Origin of the sequence: Stenotrophomonas sp. FR012, assembly GCF_047520565.2 — a bacterium.
GTDB classification, from domain to species: domain Bacteria; phylum Pseudomonadota; class Gammaproteobacteria; order Xanthomonadales; family Xanthomonadaceae; genus Stenotrophomonas; species Stenotrophomonas sepilia.
Genome location: NZ_JAXBQL020000003.1, coordinates 361,898 through 380,397 on the forward strand (window position 1 = coordinate 361,898; position 18,500 = coordinate 380,397).

At 67.5% G+C, this 18,500-nt stretch carries 18 protein-coding genes; 16 read left to right on the top strand and 2 right to left on the bottom strand.

The features are described from left to right. Positions 1 to 48: 48 nt before the first annotated feature. On the top strand, positions 49 to 1,914 hold the full coding sequence (locus ACM0O9_RS07800) for an ABC-F family ATP-binding cassette domain-containing protein (RefSeq protein WP_005418533.1): 1,866 nt from the start codon (positions 49 to 51) through the stop codon (positions 1,912 to 1,914). 70 nt (positions 1,915 to 1,984) lie between these two features. On the opposite strand, the gene ampR is transcribed toward ACM0O9_RS07800, so the two are convergent. Then, positions 1,985 to 2,851: a LysR family transcriptional regulator AmpR gene (gene ampR / locus ACM0O9_RS07805; protein WP_053501019.1), complete on the bottom strand. Its 867-nt coding sequence runs from the start codon at positions 2,849 to 2,851 to the stop codon at positions 1,985 to 1,987. 173 nt (positions 2,852 to 3,024) lie between these two features. Here ampR and blaL2 point away from each other — a divergent pair, with 173 nt between their 5' ends. The 4 genes from blaL2 to ACM0O9_RS07825 all read left to right on the top strand — a co-directional run bounded on the left by blaL2 (position 3,025) and on the right by ACM0O9_RS07825 (position 7,615). Beyond that, entirely contained in the window at positions 3,025 to 3,939 is a 915-nt protein-coding gene (gene blaL2, locus ACM0O9_RS07810) for a L2 family extended-spectrum class A beta-lactamase (RefSeq protein ID WP_005418531.1), read from the top strand. Between the two features lie 84 nt (positions 3,940 to 4,023). Next, positions 4,024 to 5,253 (top strand): cation:proton antiporter, encoded by a 1,230-nt coding sequence (locus ACM0O9_RS07815; protein WP_065178906.1) that lies wholly within the window; start codon positions 4,024 to 4,026, stop codon positions 5,251 to 5,253. Between the two features lie 104 nt (positions 5,254 to 5,357). Further along, the gene (locus tag ACM0O9_RS07820; RefSeq protein ID WP_171955702.1) at positions 5,358 to 6,914 is read left to right on the top strand and encodes a glycosyltransferase family 39 protein; all 1,557 of its coding nucleotides are present in this window, start codon (positions 5,358 to 5,360) and stop codon (positions 6,912 to 6,914) included. A gap of 59 nt (positions 6,915 to 6,973) precedes the next feature. Then, positions 6,974 to 7,615, top strand: a complete 642-nt coding sequence (locus ACM0O9_RS07825) for a hypothetical protein (protein WP_053501011.1) — start codon at positions 6,974 to 6,976, stop codon at positions 7,613 to 7,615. A 122-nt stretch (positions 7,616 to 7,737) separates the two neighbouring features. Here the strand turns inward: ACM0O9_RS07825 and ACM0O9_RS07830 are convergent, their stop codons facing one another. Beyond that, a complete protein-coding gene (locus tag ACM0O9_RS07830; RefSeq protein WP_235649163.1) occupies positions 7,738 to 8,505 on the bottom strand; it encodes a DUF3011 domain-containing protein in 768 nt (255 codons plus the stop codon). 158 nt (positions 8,506 to 8,663) lie between these two features. Here ACM0O9_RS07830 and aspS point away from each other — a divergent pair, with 158 nt between their 5' ends. The 11 genes from aspS to tolQ all read left to right on the top strand — a co-directional run bounded on the left by aspS (position 8,664) and on the right by tolQ (position 18,498). Next, positions 8,664 to 10,415 carry an aspartate--tRNA ligase gene (aspS, locus tag ACM0O9_RS07835; protein ID WP_049415340.1) on the top strand — a complete coding sequence of 584 codons (1,752 nt, stop codon included), beginning with the start codon at positions 8,664 to 8,666 and terminating at the stop codon, positions 10,413 to 10,415. Between the two features lie 16 nt (positions 10,416 to 10,431). Then, entirely contained in the window at positions 10,432 to 10,749 is a 318-nt protein-coding gene (locus ACM0O9_RS07840; protein WP_065178902.1) for a DNA primase, read from the top strand. 31 nt (positions 10,750 to 10,780) lie between these two features. After that, positions 10,781 to 11,302 carry a GNAT family N-acetyltransferase gene (locus tag ACM0O9_RS07845; RefSeq protein ID WP_049415346.1) on the top strand — a complete coding sequence of 174 codons (522 nt, stop codon included), beginning with the start codon at positions 10,781 to 10,783 and terminating at the stop codon, positions 11,300 to 11,302. Positions 11,303 to 11,377: 75 nt separating this feature from the next. Further along, positions 11,378 to 12,010: an esterase/lipase family protein gene (locus ACM0O9_RS07850; RefSeq protein ID WP_032954421.1), complete on the top strand. Its 633-nt coding sequence runs from the start codon at positions 11,378 to 11,380 to the stop codon at positions 12,008 to 12,010. 175 nt (positions 12,011 to 12,185) lie between these two features. Further along, positions 12,186 to 12,917 (top strand): YebC/PmpR family DNA-binding transcriptional regulator, encoded by a 732-nt coding sequence (locus ACM0O9_RS07855; RefSeq protein ID WP_005418519.1) that lies wholly within the window; start codon positions 12,186 to 12,188, stop codon positions 12,915 to 12,917. A gap of 105 nt (positions 12,918 to 13,022) precedes the next feature. Next, on the top strand, positions 13,023 to 13,544 hold the full coding sequence (ruvC, locus tag ACM0O9_RS07860; protein ID WP_005418518.1) for a crossover junction endodeoxyribonuclease RuvC: 522 nt from the start codon (positions 13,023 to 13,025) through the stop codon (positions 13,542 to 13,544). Between the two features lie 13 nt (positions 13,545 to 13,557). Continuing rightward, positions 13,558 to 14,151 carry a Holliday junction branch migration protein RuvA gene (gene ruvA, locus ACM0O9_RS07865; protein ID WP_005418517.1) on the top strand — a complete coding sequence of 198 codons (594 nt, stop codon included), beginning with the start codon at positions 13,558 to 13,560 and terminating at the stop codon, positions 14,149 to 14,151. Positions 14,152 to 14,200: 49 nt separating this feature from the next. After that, positions 14,201 to 16,120, top strand: a complete 1,920-nt coding sequence (locus tag ACM0O9_RS07870; RefSeq protein ID WP_032954420.1) for a potassium transporter Kup — start codon at positions 14,201 to 14,203, stop codon at positions 16,118 to 16,120. A 126-nt stretch (positions 16,121 to 16,246) separates the two neighbouring features. Continuing rightward, positions 16,247 to 17,287, top strand: a complete 1,041-nt coding sequence (ruvB, locus tag ACM0O9_RS07875; protein ID WP_005418515.1) for a Holliday junction branch migration DNA helicase RuvB — start codon at positions 16,247 to 16,249, stop codon at positions 17,285 to 17,287. Further along, the gene (gene ybgC / locus ACM0O9_RS07880) at positions 17,277 to 17,708 is read left to right on the top strand and encodes a tol-pal system-associated acyl-CoA thioesterase (RefSeq protein WP_005418514.1); all 432 of its coding nucleotides are present in this window, start codon (positions 17,277 to 17,279) and stop codon (positions 17,706 to 17,708) included. The genes ruvB and ybgC overlap by 11 nt, the downstream gene beginning before the upstream one ends. Positions 17,709 to 17,718: 10 nt before the next feature. Continuing rightward, positions 17,719 to 18,498 (top strand): protein TolQ, encoded by a 780-nt coding sequence (gene tolQ, locus ACM0O9_RS07885; protein ID WP_005410752.1) that lies wholly within the window; start codon positions 17,719 to 17,721, stop codon positions 18,496 to 18,498. Positions 18,499 to 18,500: the final 2 nt, after the last annotated feature.

Consider the following 18,500-nt stretch of genomic DNA (forward strand, 5'->3'; position numbering starts at 1 on the left):
ACAGTGCTCACCAGCACATTCCATCCGGTTATATGGACCCCTTCCCCGATGATCTCCCTTCGTAATTTCGCCTTGCGCCGCGGCGAGCGGCTGCTGTTGTCCAATGTCGACCTGACCCTGCACGCCGGTTACCGGGTAGGTGTGGTCGGCCGCAACGGTGCTGGCAAATCCAGCCTGTTCGCGGCGGTGAAGGGCGAACTGGAGGCCGACAAGGGTGACGTCGACCTGCCCGGCAAGGTCCGTATCGCCAGCGTGGCCCAGGAAACCCCGTCGCTGCCGGACCCGGCGCTGAGCTTCGTGCTGGGCGGCGATACCGAGGTGGCCGCGGTGCTGGCCGAAGAGGCCGAGGCGACCGCCCGCGAAGACTGGGAGGCGGTGGCCAACGCACACACGAAGATGGCCGAGATGGGCGCCTACGACGCCGAAGCGCGCGCCGGCAAGCTGTTGCACGGCCTTGGTTTCCCGGCCGAGACCCACCACCGCGCGGTGTCCTCGTTCTCCGGTGGCTGGCGCGTGCGCCTGAACCTGGCCCGCGCGCTGATGATGCCCAGCGACCTGCTGCTGCTCGACGAACCGACCAACCACCTCGATCTGGACGCGGTGTACTGGCTGGAACAGTGGCTGCTGAAGTACCCGGGCACCCTGCTGCTGATCTCGCATGACCGCGAGTTCCTCGACAACGTGGCCACCCACACCCTGCACCTGCACGGCGGCGGCGCCAAGCTCTACCCGGGCGGCTACACCGATTTCGAGCGCCAGCGCGCCGAACAGCTGCGCCAGCAGCAGATCGCGCACGAGAAGGAGCAGGCCGAGCGTGCCCACCTGCAGAGTTTCATCGACCGCTTCAAGGCGCAGGCCAGCAAGGCCGCGCAGGCGCAGAGCCGCATGAAGCGCCTGGCCAAGCTGGCCGGCACCGAAGCGGTGCGCGCCGAACGCGAGTTCCGCATCGAGTTCGCGCCGCCGGCCAAGCTGCCGTTCTCGCTGATCCGCCTGAATCACGTCGAGGCCGGCTATGGCCAGGACGCAGTGATCCTGCACAACGTCGGCTTCGGCCTGGAAGCGGGCCAGCGCATTGGCCTGCTCGGCCCGAACGGCGCCGGCAAGACCACCCTGGTGAAGACCCTGGTGGGTGAACTGGCGCCGATCGTCGGTGAGCGCATGGCGCACCCGGACCTGAAGATCGGCTACTTCGCCCAGCACACGGTGGAGTCGCTGCACGAAGGCCAGTCGCCGATGGAGCACTTCCGCGAGATTGCGCCGGATGCGCCGAACCAGTCGTTCCGCGATTTCCTTGGCAAGTGGAATTTCCCCGGCGACCGTGCGTTCGAGCCGGTCGATGGTTTCTCCGGTGGCGAGCGCGCGCGCCTGGCGCTGGCGCTGATCGCCTGGCAGCAGCCGAACGTGCTGCTGCTGGACGAACCGACCAACCACCTTGACCTGGAAATGCGCGAAGCGCTGGCCGAAGCGCTGGCCACCTTCGAAGGCGCGATCGTGATGGTCTCGCATGACCGCCACCTGATCGGCCTGGTCTGCGATACCTACTGGCGCGTGGCCGATGGCGTGGTCGAGCCGTTCGACGGTGACCTGGATGCATACGCCGCGTGGCTGCGCACCCGTCCGCAGGCGCAGGGCACGAAGGCCCGCATGGAGCAGGTGGAAGAGCCGGTGGTGGTCAAGACCGCCCCGGTGGCACAGGTGGTGCAGAAGAAGCCCGTGAACCCGCACAAGCTGGCCGCCGCCGAGGCCAAGGTGGCCGAGCTGGAAGGTGTGCTGGCCGAGCTGGACCGCCAACTCGCCGACCCGGCCAACTATGCCGATGCCAGCCGCATGGCGGTGATCGGCCGTGACCGCGAAACCGCTGCCGCGCAGCTGGAAAAGGCCGAAGCGGCCTGGATGGAACTGCTCGAGTCCTGACCGGTAGTGCCGGCCGCTGGCCGGCAGCGCGATGCGCCCACAACGATTGCCGGCCAGCGGCCGGCACTGCCTACGCGCCCTGCGCCTGCAGCCACTCGCGGAAGCGCTTGGCCGGCTCGCGCTCGGCGCGCGAGCGTAGCCGCGTCAGCCAGTATCGGCCCAGCTCCAGCGTGGTGCCGAACGGCTGCAGCAGGCGGCCTTCGGCCAGTTCCTGCTCGAACATGCGCAGCGGCAGCAAGGCCACGCCGGCACCGCCGGCGGCGGCCATCGCCACCGTCAGCGAGGAATCGAACACCGGCCCACGTGCTTCCACGCCGCTGACGCCGGCCGCCTGCAGCCAGCGCGGCCATTCGTCGCTGCGATAGGAACGCAGCAACGGCAGCGTGGCCAGGTCGCGCGGCTGCTTCAGCCGCCGCGCCAATGCCGGGGCGCACAGCGGCGCGAAGGGCGCATTGAGGATCGCCGTGCAGGCCTGGCCCTGCCAGTCGCCATCACCGAAGCGGATGGCCAGATCCAGCCCCTCGCCGGCCAGGTCGATGCGGTTGTTGTGGGTCTGCAGGCGCAGCTCGATGTCCGGATGCGCGGCCTCGAATGCGGCCAGCCGTGGCAGCAGCCAACCGGTGGCGAAGGTGCCGACCACCCCCAGCGTCAGCACTTCGCGGGCGGGCCCGCCGGTGTAGCGCGCGATGCTGGCCGAGATGCGTTCGAACGATTCGTTGAGCACCGGATACAGTGCTGCGCCTTCATCGGTCAGCGCCACGCCGCGCGGCAGGCGATGGAACAGGCGGATGCCGAGCCGGTCTTCCAGACCCCGGATCTGGTGGCTCAGCGCGGCCTGGCTGACGCACAACTCGAGCGCGGCACGGGTGAAGTTCTGATGGCGGGCGGCGGCTTCAAAAGCACGCAGCGCGTTGAGCGGCAGGGTCGGGTGCAGCATCGGAAAGCCGTGAGCCAGGGTGATGGCTGATCCTACCGTTCAATAAGGAATTTCGTAAATCTCAACAAGTTGATTACGACAGGCATGAGTTCAACTTATGGCTTGCCTTGATTCTTCGCGCTGGTCGGCTGCAGGGGAAGCGCCAATAATCGAGCGGTCACCAGGAGAACCCTATGCTCGCCCGTCGCCGATTCCTGCAGTTCAGTGGTGCTGCCGTTGCTTCCTCGCTGCTTGCCCCGGCGTTGGCGCGAGCTGTTTCCCCATCGTCCGGCATATCCGCCGCGAACGCCGCCATTGCCGGCGCCGCCGATTTCGCCGCGCTGGAGAAAGCCAGCGGTGGCCGTCTGGGCGTCACCGTGCTGAACACCGGTAACGGCCGTCGCATCGGCGGACATCGTCAGGACGAGCGCTTCCCGATGTGCAGCACGTTCAAGTCGATGCTGGTTGCCCATGTGCTGAGCCTTGCCGATGCAGGCCGCGTTTCGCTCGACACACGTGTGCCCATCGCCGAAAAGGATCTGCTGTCCTACGCCCCGGTGGCGCGCCGCCATGTGGGCAAGGACCTGACGGTGCGCGACCTGTGCCGGGGCACGCTGACCACCAGCGACAACACGGCGGCCAACCTGCTGCTGGAGGTGGTGGGCGGGCCGTCGGCGCTGACGGCATTCCTGCGCGGGCAGGGCGACAGCGTTACCCGCAATGACCGCAACGAGCCGGACGTGAATCTGTTCGCGAAGGGAGACCCGCGCGATACCACTAGCCCGGCCGCGATGGCCACCAGCTTGGCCCGCTTCGCGGTGGGCAATGGCCTGCAGCCGGCATCGCGCCAGCAGTTCACTGATTGGCTCATCGACAACCAGACCGGCGATGCCTGCCTGCGCGCCGGGCTGGGCAAGCGCTGGCGGGTGGGGGACAAGACCGGCAGCAACGGTGATGACACGCGCAACGACATTGCCGTGCTGTGGCCGCATGCGGGCGGCGCAGCGTGGGTGGTCACCGCCTATCTGCAGGGCGCGTCGGTCGATGACGATCAGCGCGCAGCGGTGCTTGCACGGGTGGGGGCGCTGGCCGACGCGATGATCGGATGAGGTAACCGGGGTCATTCGAAAATGGCTTGCCGGATCGGTTCAGCGCGCGCATCCTGCGCGCGTTCCAACCCCACGGAAGACCCCATGAGCCATGAACTGATCTACCTGTTGCTGATCTTCGCGCTGCTGGTGATCCCACGCGCGTTGCAGCGTTTCAGCCTGCCTGCCCCGTTGACCTGCCTGCTGTTCGGCATCATCGGCATGCTCTGGCTGGGGGATCAGGCACATGATGCGGTGATCGGACTGCTGGCCACCCTGGGCATTTCCTCGCTGTTCCTGTTCGCCGGCCTGGAAGTGGATCTGCAGGCGCTGCGCCGGGGAATGTGGCCGCTGCTGGCACATCTGGTCATCCGTACCGGCACGCTGTTCGGCGTCGGCTGGTTGGCCTGGCGTTACGCAGGATTGCCGTGGCAGGCCGCCGGGCTGCTGGCGTTGGCGCTGCTGACGCCCTCCACCGGTTTCATCATGGACTCGCTGTCGCGGCTGGGCCTGAGTGAGGACGAACGGTTCTGGGTGACCAGCAAGGCCATCGCCGGTGAGCTGCTGGCGCTGGCTGCCTTGTTCATCGTGCTGCAGGCCGGCGATCCGGGCCACATGGCGCTGTCCAGCCTGGCGCTGCTGGCGATGATGGTCGGCCTGCCGCTGCTGTTCATCGCGCTGGGCCGCTGGGTGGCGCCGCACGCGCCGGGTTCGGAGTTCTCGCTGCTGGTGATGGTCGGCATGGTGGCGGCCTACATCACCTACCTGCTGGGCGTGTATTACCTGGTCGGCGCGTTCATTGCCGGCCTGGTCGCGCGCCTGCTGCACCAGCGCATGCCGCTGCTGGCCTCGCACGAGAACCTGCACGCGCTGCGTCTGTTCGCCTCGTTCTTCGTGCCGTTCTATTTCTTCAACGCGGGCACCAAGGTGCCCAGCGAAGCGTTGAGCTTCGAGGCGCTGGGGCTGGGCATCGTGATCACCCTGGTGGTGCTGCCGCTGCGCATCGGCGTGGTCTGGCTGCAGCGCCGGGTGATGTTCGGCGAGAGCTTCCGCAGCAGCCTGCGGGTCTCGCTGGCGCTGGCCCCGACCCTGATCTTCACCCTGGTGCTGGCGGCGATCATGCGCGAGCGCTTCCAGATACCCGCAGTGCTGTTCGGCGCGCTGCTGCTGTACGCCGCACTGACCACGCTGCTGCCGTCGCTGGTGTTCCGCACGCCGTTCGACGTCGATCCGGTGGAGCAGGAACCGGCGGGCGAGGGCGAGGCCGCACCGGTCGCGGCCACCGAAGTCAGCCACGCCGAGCCGCCGAAGGCGCCGCTGCCACCGCTGGGCTGAGCCGCAGCCGCGTGCAGCGGCTTGCACTCCCGCGCGTCAACACAGACACTGCGCGCCCGTGAAGCGCGCCCTGCCGTGGGCGGCCACAGCCAGGAGCAACAGGCGTGACCCAGGAAAGCAACCCAGACCGCAGCCTGTTGCCGGGCAAGATCCTGTTGTGGTTTTCGGCAATCGCGCTGCTGGTCCTGCTGGGCTGCAGCTGGTCGATGCCCCCGGTCGATGCCTCCGGTTTCCGGCAGACGCAGACTGCCCTGTCGATCGACTGGTTGCTACGTGGCGGGCCCTGGCTGGACTACGTGACCCCGGTGCTGGGCGCGCCCTGGTCGATCCCCTTCGAGTTCCCGTTCTACCAGTGGCTGGCGGCGTTGCTGTCCAGCGTCACCGGCATGAGTGCCGACAACAGCGGGCGGCTGGTCTCCACCGTCTTCCATGCCGGCTGCATCTGGCTGGTCTATCGCACGCTGCTGGCATGGCGCCCTGACCGCACGCTGGCGCTGTGCGTGGCCGGCGCATTCGCCGTCTCACCGTACGCGCAGTTCTGGGGGCGCTCGGTGATGATGGAGTCCAGCGCGGTGTTCTTCGGCCTGCTTTTTGTCTGGGCGATGGCACGCCTGCGCAGCCAGCCGCGCGTGTGGGTGGGCCTGGTCGCCATCGTCGCGGCGGTGCTGTCGGCGGCCATCAAGGTCACCTCGTTCTTCGGCTTTGCCGCGTTCGTTGCGCTGGCCTTCCTGTGGCTGGCCCTGCACGAGCACGGCTGGCGCCCGCGGTGGCTGCAGCAGCATTGGCAGCTGCTGTTCTGGGGTGGTCTGTCCGCGCTTGCCGCGCTGGCCACGCTCAGCCTGTGGCTGCAGCATGCCGATGCGCTGAAGGCGCAGTCGGCGCTGGGCCGGCAGATCACCTCCGATGCACTGTCCACCTGGAATTACGGCACCCTGCAGCAGCGCCTGGATCCGGCTACCTGGTGGGGCACGGTGTTCAAGAAGCGCTTCTCCGGTGCGATCGGCTCCAACTGGATCTTCCTGGTCTTCGTCATCGCCGGGCTGTGGCAGAAGCGAACGCGCACGGCGGTGGGGATCCTGCTGCTGGCCTACCTGGCGCCGTTCCTGGTCTTCACCAACCTGCACATCGCCCATCCCTACTACCAGGCGGCCAATATCGTGTTCGCCACGTCGATCATCGGCTTGGTGCTGTGGTCGACGGTGCTGGCGGCCGAAGCGGCGGGCAAGCCGCGCCGTGGCGTTGCACTGGCGATCTTCCTGTGCGTGCTGTCGGTGGGCTTTGGCCTGGTGAAGTCGCTGAAGGACATCAAGGAAGCGCGCGAGCCGACACCGGTTTTGCAGATCGCCGAGGCCATCCGGACCGGCACCCCGGCGCAGGGCGTGGTGGTCGCGTTCGGTCAGGACTGGTCCTCCGAGCTGCCGTATTTCTCCGGCCGCCGCGCCGTGATGATTCCGGACTGGGCATCGGACGACGTGCTCGCATCGCTGGCTGCAGATGACGCAGCACTGGGGGGACTGCCGCTGGCCGCGCTGGTCAGCTGCCCCAACCAGGTGGGCAGCAGCCCCGAGCGCGTGCAATGGCTGGCCGAGATCACCCGCCGCTATGCCGCCGGTGGCCAGAAGCAGGACGTGGGCGGTTGCGAGGTCTGGCTGCACCCCTGACGTGACGTGGCCGGTCAGCGCGGTTTGCGCGCACCGGCCCGGGTCGTTAGGGTTGGGGCATGAGACTGCCTGCCGTTGTTGCCGCTTCCGCCCTCCTGCTCAGCCTCGCTGCCTGCTCGCAGCGTTCCGATACGGTCGCCCATGATCTGGCGACCGCACCGGCCGATGCCTTCATGGCCGCCATCGCCGCGCATTGCGGCCAGGCCTTTGAAGGCCGGGTGGTGGAGGACACGCCGGCGCCGACCGGCAAGGATCCGTTCGCCGGGCAGCGCCTGGTCATGCATGTGCGCGGCTGTGCCGATCCTGCCCATGAATTGCGGATTCCCTTCCATGTGGGGGATGACCACTCGCGCACCTGGGTGCTGACCCGCACCGAAAACGGCCTGCGCCTGAAGCACGATCATCGCCATCAGGATGGCAGCGCGGATGCGATCACCCTCTATGGCGGCGACAGCACGCCACCGGGTACCGCCGAGCGCCAGCAGTTCCCGGCCGACTCCGATTCGGTGGCGATGTTCCGTCGTGCCGACATGCTGGCCTCCACGCACAACACCTGGGCGATGGAGATCGACCCCGACCAGACCTTCGTCTACGAGCTGGGCCGCCCGGACGGCCGCCGCTTCCGCGTGAAGTTCGACCTGAGCAAGCCGGTCGATCTGCCGCCGCCGCCGTGGGGTGACGACAAAGCGCCCGCACCGTGATCGCGGGGTCGGATGCCTCCTGTAAAGCGCTCCGACCCCCAGTAGATCCGCGCCATGCGTGGAAGCGGGATACCTGGTCGGGCCAGAGCCCCGGCCGCTGGCCAGGGATCCGACCCCGTAACTCAACGCGTACCGAAGCGCGCCCGGCAACCGTTGCTCACCCACACCTGGCCCCGTGCGTAGCCCCAGCTGCGGCCCTCCTGGCAGGCGCTGCCGGACAGCTGCTGCTGCAGCACCGGCCGGCCCTGGCGCTCATCCCAGTCGCAGTTCTGCGTGCGGTTGTTGTTGCTGCTGCAGGTGATGGAGTAGTTGCTGTTGCCGCCGCCCCAGCCACCGCCCCCGCCGCCACCCCATCCGCGAGCTTCGGCGAATTCGGCGCGGCAGCCGTTGCTGACCCACACCGCGCCGTTGCGCACCCCCCAGGTACGGCCTTCGTCGCAGGGGCTGCCGGACAGCTGGCGGACCAGGCGGGCATTGCGCCAGCCGACCGGGCAGCTGCGTTCGCGATTGTTCTGGCTCTCACAGCGGATGGTTTCGCCGGGGCGGCCGTTGTTGCCGCCCCAGCCACCGCCGTTGCCGCCGCCCCAGCCACCACTGCCGCCGCCCCAGCCACCACGGGCCTCGACGAATTCGGCGCGGCAGCCATTGGTGACCCAGATGCTGCCATTGCGGCTGCCCCAGGTGCGGCCCTCGTCGCAGGCGCTGCCGGACAGCTGGCGGACCAGCTGCGCATTGCGCCAGCCTGTGTTGCACACGCGTTCTCGGTTGTTCTGGCTCTCGCAACGGATCACCCCGCTTTGCGCGGCGGCCGGGGCGGAGGGCAGGGCGAGCGTGGCGATGGTGCCCAGGCTCAGGGTCACGGCCAGGCGGGCCAGGGACAGCGGATTCATGGCGGCATCCCATACGGTGGCAGGTGCCTGACTATAGGGAGGGGGATGATCAAGCCGGTGTGACTGGCCGGATTTGCCCCGGCCGGGGCCTCGGCCGCAGAATACGAGGCTTTCCGGCCCCCATCCGGTGCCGGCGTTCTCCAGCGGAGCTTCCCCCAATGCGTACCCACTTCTGCGGCCTGGTCGACGAGACCCTGATTGGCCAGACTGTCACCCTCGCCGGTTGGACCGACGTGGCCCGTAACCAGGGCGGCGTCTGCTTCATCGATCTCCGCGATCATGAAGGCATCGTGCAGGTGACCGTGGAGGTCGACAACGCCGAAGTGTTCGCCGTGGCGGCTTCGCTGGGCTACGAGGACGTGCTGCAGGTGGAGGGCGTCGTGCGCGCCCGCCACGCGGTGAACGACAAGATGCGCACCGGCAAGGTGGAAGTGATCGCCACTGCCATCACTGTGCTGAACAAGGCTGCGCCCCTGCCGTTCCACGCCCACGAGAACCCGGGCGAGGAAACCCGCCTGAAGTACCGCTACCTGGACCTGCGCCGTCCGGAAATGCAGCGCATGCAGCGCACCCGCATCAAGCTGGTGCAGGCCCTGCGCCGCCACCTGGACGAGAAGGGCTTCCAGGACATCGAGACCCCGATCCTGACCAAGGCCACCCCGGAAGGCGCGCGCGACTTCCTGGTGCCGGCGCGCATGCACCCGGGCGAGTTCTACGCCCTGCCGCAGAGCCCGCAGCTGTTCAAGCAGATCCTGATGGTGGCCGGCTTCGACCGTTACTACCAGATCGCGCGCTGCTTCCGCGACGAAGCGCTGCGTGCCGACCGCCAGCTGGAATTCACCCAGCTGGACATGGAATTCGCCTTCGTGCGCGAGCGCGACGTGCAGGACTTCGTCGAAGACATGATCCGCGCCATCTTCAAGGAAGTGGTCGACGTCCAGCTGGATGCCAGCTTCCCGCGCATGACCTGGGCCGAGGCGATGCGTCGCTACGGTTCGGACAAGCCGGACCTGCGCATCGCGCTGGAGCTGGTCGACGTGGCTGAACTGGTCAAGGACAGCGAGTTTGCAGTGTTCACCGGCCCAGCCAACGATGCCGAAGGCCGCGTCGCCGCGCTGCGCATCCCGGGCGGTGCAGCGCTGAGCCGCAAGCAGATCGACGAGTACGCCGCGCACGCTGCCAAGTACGGCGCCAAGGGCCTGGCCTACATCAAGATCGCCGACAACGGCGAGGTCAGCTCGCCGATCCAGAAGTTCTTCAGCGAGGCCTCCTTCGCTGCGCTGGTCGCCCATGTTGGCGCCGGCAACGGCGACATCGTGTTCTTCGGTGCCGGTGGCTACAACAAGGTCTCCGACTTCATGGGCGCGCTGCGCCTGAAGGCCGGCAAGGACTTCGGCCTGGTCGCCGATGGCTGGGCGCCGCTGTGGGTCACCGACTTCCCGATGTTCGAATGGGACGAGGAAGAACAGCGCTACGTCGCGCTGCATCACCCCTTCACCGCACCGGCCGTGGATGACATCGCCGACCTGCGCGCCAACGCCCGTACCGCCGTCTCGCGCGGTTACGACATGGTGCTCAACGGCAATGAAATCGGCGGCGGTTCGATCCGTATCCACCGTCCGGACATGCAGAGCGCAGTGTTCGAGCTGCTCGGCATCGGTGCCGAAGAAGCCCGTGCCAAGTTCGGCTTCCTGCTCGACGCGCTGAACTACGGCGCGCCGCCGCACGGTGGCATCGCCTTCGGCATCGACCGCATCGCCGCGCTGATGGCCGGCACCGAGTCGATCCGCGACGTCATCCCGTTCCCGAAGACCACCGGTGCACAGGATCTGATGACCGACGCGCCGTCGCCGATCGTCGACGCGCAGCTGGCCGAAGTGCACATCCAGGTTCGCCCCAAGACCAACTGATCAGGAGATCCAGGCAATGACCGAGTTTGCGTTTTCGCTGGAGTGGGAAAAGCTGGGCAATGAAGGCTCCGAGGCCAACCTGGTCACCGAGCGTGCACGCGTGTTCGGTGGTTGGCTGGTCCGCGTTGGTACCAGCCCGGCGGCGATGGCCCTGACCTTCGTCGCCGACGGCGAAGGCCGTTGGGACGGTGAAGACTTCGGCGTCGAGGATTACGAGGACGACGAAGAGGAAGAGTACGAAGAGGACGAGGAAGGCGAGGAAGAAGAGGACGAGGACGAAGAGGAGTACGAGGAAGAGGACGAGGAAGAAGAGGAGTCGCCTGAAAAGGCTTGACCCCCGCTTCGCCCTGGCGTCAACTTCCTGCATGTATTCGATCCGCCGCGCCACTGTGGACGATGCGCCGACCCTGTCGGCGCTGGCCGCCCGCACATTCACCGAAACCTTCGGCCATCTGTACCCGCCGCAGGACCTGCAGGCCTTCCTGGAGGAGGCCTACACGGTCGAGCGCCAGCGCGTGATCCTGGCCCACCCCGATTACGCGGTGTGGCTGCTGGAACTGGATGGGGAAGCGGTCGGCCATGCCGCCGCCGGCCCCTGTGGCCTGCCGCATCCGGATGTGAAACCCGGTGACGGCGAACTCAAGCGCTTGTACCTGATCAAGACGCAGCAGAGCTGCGGCTGGGGCAGCCGCCTGCTGGAAACCGCGCTGGCCTGGCTGGAGCGCGAAGGCCCGCGCACGCTGTGGCTGGGCGTGTGGTCGGAGAACTTCGGCGCGCAACGCTTCTACGCCCGCTATGGTTTCGAGAAAGCCGGCGAGTACCTGTTCCCGGTTGGCGATACCAACGATCTTGAATTCATCCTGCGCCGCGCACCGCGCGCGGCCTGACGTTCACCGCCGCTTGCTGCGCGCGCGTGTTCAATCACCTCACGTTCCTGCCCCGCTGACCGCCAGGCTGTTTGCATGACTCCCCCCGTATTGCTGCTGCATGGCATCTGGAATGCCCGCGCCTGGGTCGGGCCGCTGGCCTGGCGCCTGCGCGCGCGTGGTTTCCAGGTGCATGCGTTCGGTTACTCGTCGGTGTTCGGTGGTCCCGACGTGGCGGTGCCCCAGCTGCTGGAACGGTTGGCCGACGCCGGGCCGTTGTCGCTGGTCGGCCACAGCCTGGGCGGGTTGCTGGCGCTGGAAGCGCTGCGGCGCAATCCGCAGCTGCCGGTGCAGCGGGTGGTCTGCCTGGGTTCACCGCTGCGCGGCAGTGGCACCGCACGCTCGTTGTCCGAGCACGGCTGGGGCCTGGCGCTGGGACGCAGCAGCGAGCTGCTGCTCGATGGCCTGCCGGACTGGCAGGGCAGGGCCGAGGTTGGCCTGATTGCCGGCTCGGTGCCGCACGGGCTGGGCAGCCTGCTGGGTGCCATCGACGATGCTTCCGATGGCACCGTGGCACTGGCCGAGACCCGGCTGCCGGGCCTGGCCGACCATTGCGTGGTCCGCACCAGCCACAGCGGCCTGGTGGTGTCGCCCGACGCCGCGCGGCAGACCGCGCATTTCCTGCGTCATGGCAAGTTCGACCACAGCCGCGACGCGGCGGCGGCATAGGGGCGGGAAGGCAGGGCCGCCCTGTAGAGCCGAGCCCATGCTCGGCTGCATTCCGTCGGGCCCATTGAGCCGAGCATTGGCTCGGCTCTACAACAATACGGGCCTAGACACGGTTGCAGCGCCCGATCAGGTAGAATCCGCGCCTTGATCCTGAAGCAGCCAGACGGTAGCACCCATGGGTAGAGGCCCCTCCATCGAAGCCCGCAAGAACGCGTCCGACGCGAAGCGCGGCAAGATTTTCACCAAGATCATCCGCGAGATCGGCGTTGCCGCGCGCGGCGGTGGAGGCGACCCCAACAACAATCCGCGCCTGCGCGTGGCCGTGGACAAAGGCCTGGCCGTGAACATGTCCAAGGACGTGATCGAGCGTGCCATCAAGAAGGCGACCGGTGAGCTGGAAGGCGTCGACTACGAGGAAGTCCGCTACGAGGGCTACGCCCCGGGTGGCGTGGCCGTGATCGTCGACTGCCTGACCGACAATCGCGTGCGCACTGTGGCCGACGTCCGCCATGCGTTCAGCAAGTGCGGTGGCAACATGGGCACCGAGGGCTCGGTGGCCTTCATGTTCAAGCGCCTGGGCGTGCTCAGCTTCGCCGCAGGGGCCGACGAGGAAGCCATCACCGAAGCGGCCATTGAGGCCGGTGCCGATGACATCGTGGTCTACCCCGATGACGGCTCGATCGATGTGGTCACCAGCCCTGACGCGTTCAACGCGGTGAAGGATGCGATGGCCGCCGCCGGCCATGTCGCCGACCACGCCGAGATCACCTTCCGCGCGGACAACGACATCAAGGTTGAAGGCGACGTCGCCCTGCAGGTCAAGAAGCTGCTGGACATGCTCGAAGACCTGGACGACGTGCAGGACGTGTATTCCAACGCCGAACTCGGCGCCGACGCCTACGCCTGAGCCGTCTTCGACGGCCTGGGCGCGGGCCGTTGAACGGTCACCGCGGACAGTCATGAGCCCCTACGCCTGCCAGCGCATCCCGTTCCGCCCCGCCAGGAGTGCAGCATGACCCGCATCCTCGGCATCGACCCCGGTTCGCAGCGGACCGGGGTCGGCATCATCGATGTCGATGCCGCCGGCCGCGTCACCTACGTGCACCACCAGCCATTGGTGCTGCTGGGCGCCGACGACTTCCCGCAGCGCATGAAGCTGCTGGTGCTGGGCCTGGCCGACCTGTGCCGCGAGTACCAGCCGCAGGAAGTGGCCATTGAAAAGGTGTTCATGGCCCGTAATCCCGATTCGGCGCTGAAGCTGGGCCAGGCCCGGGGCGCGGCGATCTCGGCCGTGGTGCTGCGCGACCTGCCGGTGCACGAATACGCCGCCAGCGAGATCAAGCTCGCCGTGGTTGGCCGTGGTGGCGCCGAAAAGCAACAGGTTCAACACATGGTCGGGCTCATGCTCAACCTGAAAACCAAGCTGCAGGCCGACGCGGCCGACGCGTTGGCGGTGGCGATCACCCATGCCCACGTACGGGCAACGGCCAACCGCCTGGGGCTCAGTGCCCGTCAGGCGTGGGGCCGCAAATGAGGAGCTGCACGCAATGATCGGTCGACTGCGCGGCATCGTCGCCTACAAGGCGCCGCCGTGGCTGGTGGTGGACGTGAACGGGGTGGGCTACGAACTGGAGGCGCCGATGAGCACCTTCTACGACCTACCCGAGCTCGGCCGCGAGGTCACGCTGTACACCCACTACGCGCAGAAGGAAGACAGCGTTTCGCTGTACGGCTTCCTGCGCGAGGGGGAGCGGCGCCTGTTCCGCGACGTGCAGAAGGTCAGTGGCATTGGCGCGAAGATCGCGCTGGCGGTGCTGTCCGGCGTTTCCGTCGAGGAGTTCGCGCGCATGGTCCAGGCCGGTGACATCACCGCGCTGACCCGCATTCCCGGCATCGGCAAGAAGACTGCCGAGCGCATGGTGCTGGAACTGCGTGACCGTGCCGCCCAGTTCGGTGCCGGCGGCGCGCTGCCCACCGGCAGCGGCCCGGCCCCGGCCGACCCGCTGTCCGATGCCACCGTGGCCCTGCAGCAGCTGGGCTACAAGCCGGCCGAAGCGGCACGCATGGCCCGCGACGCCTTCAACGAAGGCGACGAAGTGGCCACCGTGATCCGCAAGGCGCTGCAGTCGGCGCTGCGCTGAGCCGCGTCCCTTTCCTTCAACGAACCGCCTGAGCGTCGCCAGGAGTCCCATGTCCAGCAGTCAAACCCCGCACGCAGCTGCCCCCGGCAGCCACGGTCACGCCCCTCCAGCAGGAGGCATGGCGCTGATCATCGGTGCGATCGGCGTGGTGTTCGGCGATATCGGTACCAGCCCGCTGTACACGCTGAAGGAGGCGTTCTCGCCACACTACGGGCTCAACAGCGACCACGACACCGTGCTGGGCGTGCTGTCGCTGGCGTTCTGGGCGCTGAACATCGTGGTCACGCTGAAGTACGTGACCATCATCATGCGCGCCGACAACGACGGCGAGGGCGGCATCATGGCGCTGATGGCGTTGACCCAGCGCACGCTGCGCAACGGCTCGCGCTCGGCCTACGTGGTCGGCATCCTCGGCATTTTCGGTGCCTCGCTGTTCTTCGGCGACGGCGTGATCACCCCGGCGATATCGGTGCTGGGTGCGGTGGAGGGCCTGGAGGTGGCCGCGCCGGGCCTGCATGCCTTCATCGTGCCGATCACGGTGGTGGTGCTGTTGATGGTGTTTGCGGCGCAGCGCTTCGGTACCGAGAAGATCGGCAAGGCCTTCGGCCCCATCACCTCGGTCTGGTTCATCTCGCTGGCGGCGATCGGCATCTACAACATCGTCGATGCGCCGGAAGTGCTCAAGGCGTTCAACCCCTGGTGGGCGATCCGCTTCTTCATGGAGCACAGCTGGCATGGGATCTTCATCCTCGGCGCAGTGGTGCTGGCGGTGACCGGTGGCGAGGCGCTTTACGCCGACATGGGCCACTTCGGCGCCAAACCGATCCGCCACGCCTGGTATTTCTTCGTGCTGCCGTGCCTGGTGCTGAACTACCTGGGGCAGGGCGCACTGGTGCTCAACCACCCCGAGGCGCTGAAAAACCCGTTCTTCGAGGCGGTGCCGCCGTGGGCGCTGTACCCGATGATCATCCTGGCCACCATGGCGGCGGTGATTGCCTCGCAGTCGGTCATCACCGGTGCGTTCTCGGTCTCGCGCCAGGCGATGCAGCTGGGCTACATCCCGCGCATGCGCATCAAGCACACCTCGCACGACACCATCGGCCAGATCTACATCCCAGGCATCAACTGGGGCATCGCGGTAATGGTGATCGGCCTGGTGCTGGCCTTCCGCAGCTCGTCCAACCTGGCAGTGGCCTACGGCATCTCGGTGTCGGCCACCATGCTGATCGACACCCTGCTGCTGGCCCTGGTGGCCCGGTCGCTGTGGCCGAAGGCGCGCAAGTGGATCCTGCCGCTGTGCGTGGTGTTCTTCATCATCGACCTCGGCTTCGTCATCGCCAATGGTGCCAAGCTGCTTCAGGGCGCCTGGTTCCCGGTGGTACTGGGCATCTTCCTGTTCACCATGATGCGGACCTGGCGCCGTGGCCGCGAGCTGCTGCGCGATGAGATCCGCAAGGACGGCATCCGCCTCGATACCTTCCTGCCTGGGCTGATGCTGGCACCGCCGGTGCGCGTGCCGGGCACTGCAGTGTTCCTCACCGCCGACCCGACCGTGGCCCCGCATGCGCTGATGCACAACCTCAAGCACAACAAGGTGCTGCACGAGCGCAACGTGTTCCTGCACGTGGAGACCCTGCCGATCCCGTATGCGATGGAAGGGCAGCGGCTGAAGATCGAATCGGTGGGCGACGAGTTCTACCGCGTCTACGTGCGCTTCGGCTTCATGGAGACCCCGGACGTGCCACTGGCGCTGATGCGCTCGTGCGACCACGGTGGCATCTACTTCGACCCGATGGACACCACCTTCTTCGCCAGCCGCGAAACCATCGTGGCCACCGCCAACCGCGGCATGCCGATCTGGCGCGACAAGCTGTTCGCGCTGATGCACCGGAACGCCGCGCCGGCCACGGGCTTCTTCCGCATTCCCGGCAACCGCCTGGTCGAACTCGGGGCCCAGGTCGAGATCTGAGGTCTGGTAGTGCCGGCCGCTGGCCGGCATCCGCCGCACCACCGGTGTTCATGGGGTTGCCGGCCAGCGGCCGGCACTACCGTGCTTCCGGCCCCGGAATGCAACCATTTACCGCATAATCACGGTATGACCGACGACCGCATCATCGGCGCCGGCGCCACCCGCGAGGATGACGCCGCCGACGCCAGCATCCGCCCCAAGCGCCTGGCCGACTATCTCGGCCAGGCCCCGGTGCGCGAGCAGATGGAGATCTACATCGAAGCGGCCAAGGGGCGTGGCGACGCGCTCGACCACGTGCTGATCTTCGGGCCGCCCGGCCTGGGCAAGACCACGCTCAGCCACGTCATCGCCAACGAACTGGGCGTGGCCCTGCGGGTGACCTCCGGCCCGGTGATCGAGAAGGCCGGCGACCTCGCCGCACTGCTGACCAACCTGCAGCCGCACGACGTGCTGTTCGTGGACGAGATCCACCGCCTGTCGCCAGTGGTCGAGGAAGTGCTGTACCCGGCGATGGAAGACTTCCAGATCGACATCATGATCGGTGAGGGCCCCGCGGCCCGTTCGATCAAGATCGACCTGCCGCCGTTCACCCTGATCGGTGCCACCACCCGCGCCGGCCTGCTGACCGCGCCGCTGCGCGACCGCTTCGGCATCGTCCAGCGGCTGGAGTTCTACAGCGTCGAAGAGCTGACCCGGATCGTGCGCCGCTCGGCCACCATCCTCGGCATCGACTGCACCGCCGATGGCGCCGGCGAGATCGCGCGCCGCGCGCGCGGCACCCCGCGTATCGCCAACCGCCTGCTGCGCCGCGTGCGCGATTATGCGCAGGTGAAGGCGGGCGGCCACATCGACGAGGCCGTGGCACAGGCCGCGATGAAAATGCTCAAGGTTGATCCGGAGGGCTTCGACGAGCTCGACCGGCGCCTGCTCAAGACCCTGGTCGACTACTTCGACGGCGGCCCGGTCGGCATCGAATCGCTGGCCGCGGCGCTGTCCGAAGAGCGCGGCACGCTGGAAGACGTGGTCGAGCCGTACCTGATCCAGCAGGGCTTCTTGGTGCGCACCGCGCGCGGCCGCATGGCCACCCACAAGGCCTACCGGCACATGGGCCTGAAGCCGAAGAACCCGCCGCAGGACCTGTTCGCGGAGGTTCCCGATGTCGGTTGAGCCACTATTCAGTTGGCCGACACGCATTTACTGGGAAGATACCGACGCAGGCGGCGTGGTCTACCACGCCCGCTACGTCGCCTTCATGGAACGGGCACGGACCGAATGGATGCGTGCGCTCGGCTACGGCCAGGAGCGCATGCGCGCCGAGCACGGGATGGTCTTCGCAGTGCGTTCGATGCAGATGGATTTCATCAGGCCGGCACGGCTGGATGACACCCTGCAGGTGAGCGCCCGCTTGGTCCAGCTGAAGAAGGCCAGCATGGTCTTCGACCAGCAGATCCTGCGCGACGGCGAGCTGCTGCTGTCGGCCCAGGTCCGCATCGCCGCACTGGAAGCGGCCAGTTTCCGCCCGCGTGGCATGGACGAGGCCGTCCTTGCCATGCTGCAACCCCACCTCCACCCCGAATCCGAACACTGAGGAACAACGGATGATCGCAACGCTCCTGGCCCTGCAGGCCACGGTCACCGAGGCACTGCCGGCCGACGTCAGCAACGCCGCGACACAGACCCTTGCCCAGGCCACCACCGGCGGCGGCATCAACTACCTCGAGCTGATGGCCAAGGCCAGCCTGCCGGTGAAGATCATCGTGCTGCTGCTGCTGGTCGGCTCGTTCGTCAGCTGGGTGATCATTTTCCGCAAGGCCCGCGTGTTCAAGCAGGCCACCCGCGAAGCCGACGAGTTCGAGAACCGTTTCTGGTCCGGCGCCGACCTGGGCAAGCTGTACAGCGCCGCCACCGACCGCAGCCGCAGCGTGACCGGCCTGGAAGCCATCTTCGAAGCCGGTTTCCGCGAGTACACCCGCCTGCGCGACAAGCGCCGCCTGGATGGCCGTGCGCAGCTGGAAGGCGCGCAGCGTGCCATGCGCACCACCTACACCCGCGAAGTGGACCAGCTTGAGCGCAACCTGGAACTGCTGGCCAACATCGGTTCGACTGCCCCGTACGTGGGCCTGGTCGGTACCGTGTTCGGCATCATGGTGACCATGCACGACATGATCAGCAGCGGTGCGCAGGCCGGTATCGCCGCCGTCGCGCCAGGTATCTCCGAAGCCCTGTTCGCCACCGCCATCGGCCTGTTCGTGGCGATCCCGGCGGTGTGGGCCTACAACCGCTTCACCACCCGCGTGGAGCGCATGTCGGTGCGGTTCGAGACCTTCGCCGAAGAGTTCAGCTCCATCCTGCAGCGCCAGAGCGCTGGCGACGAGTAAGC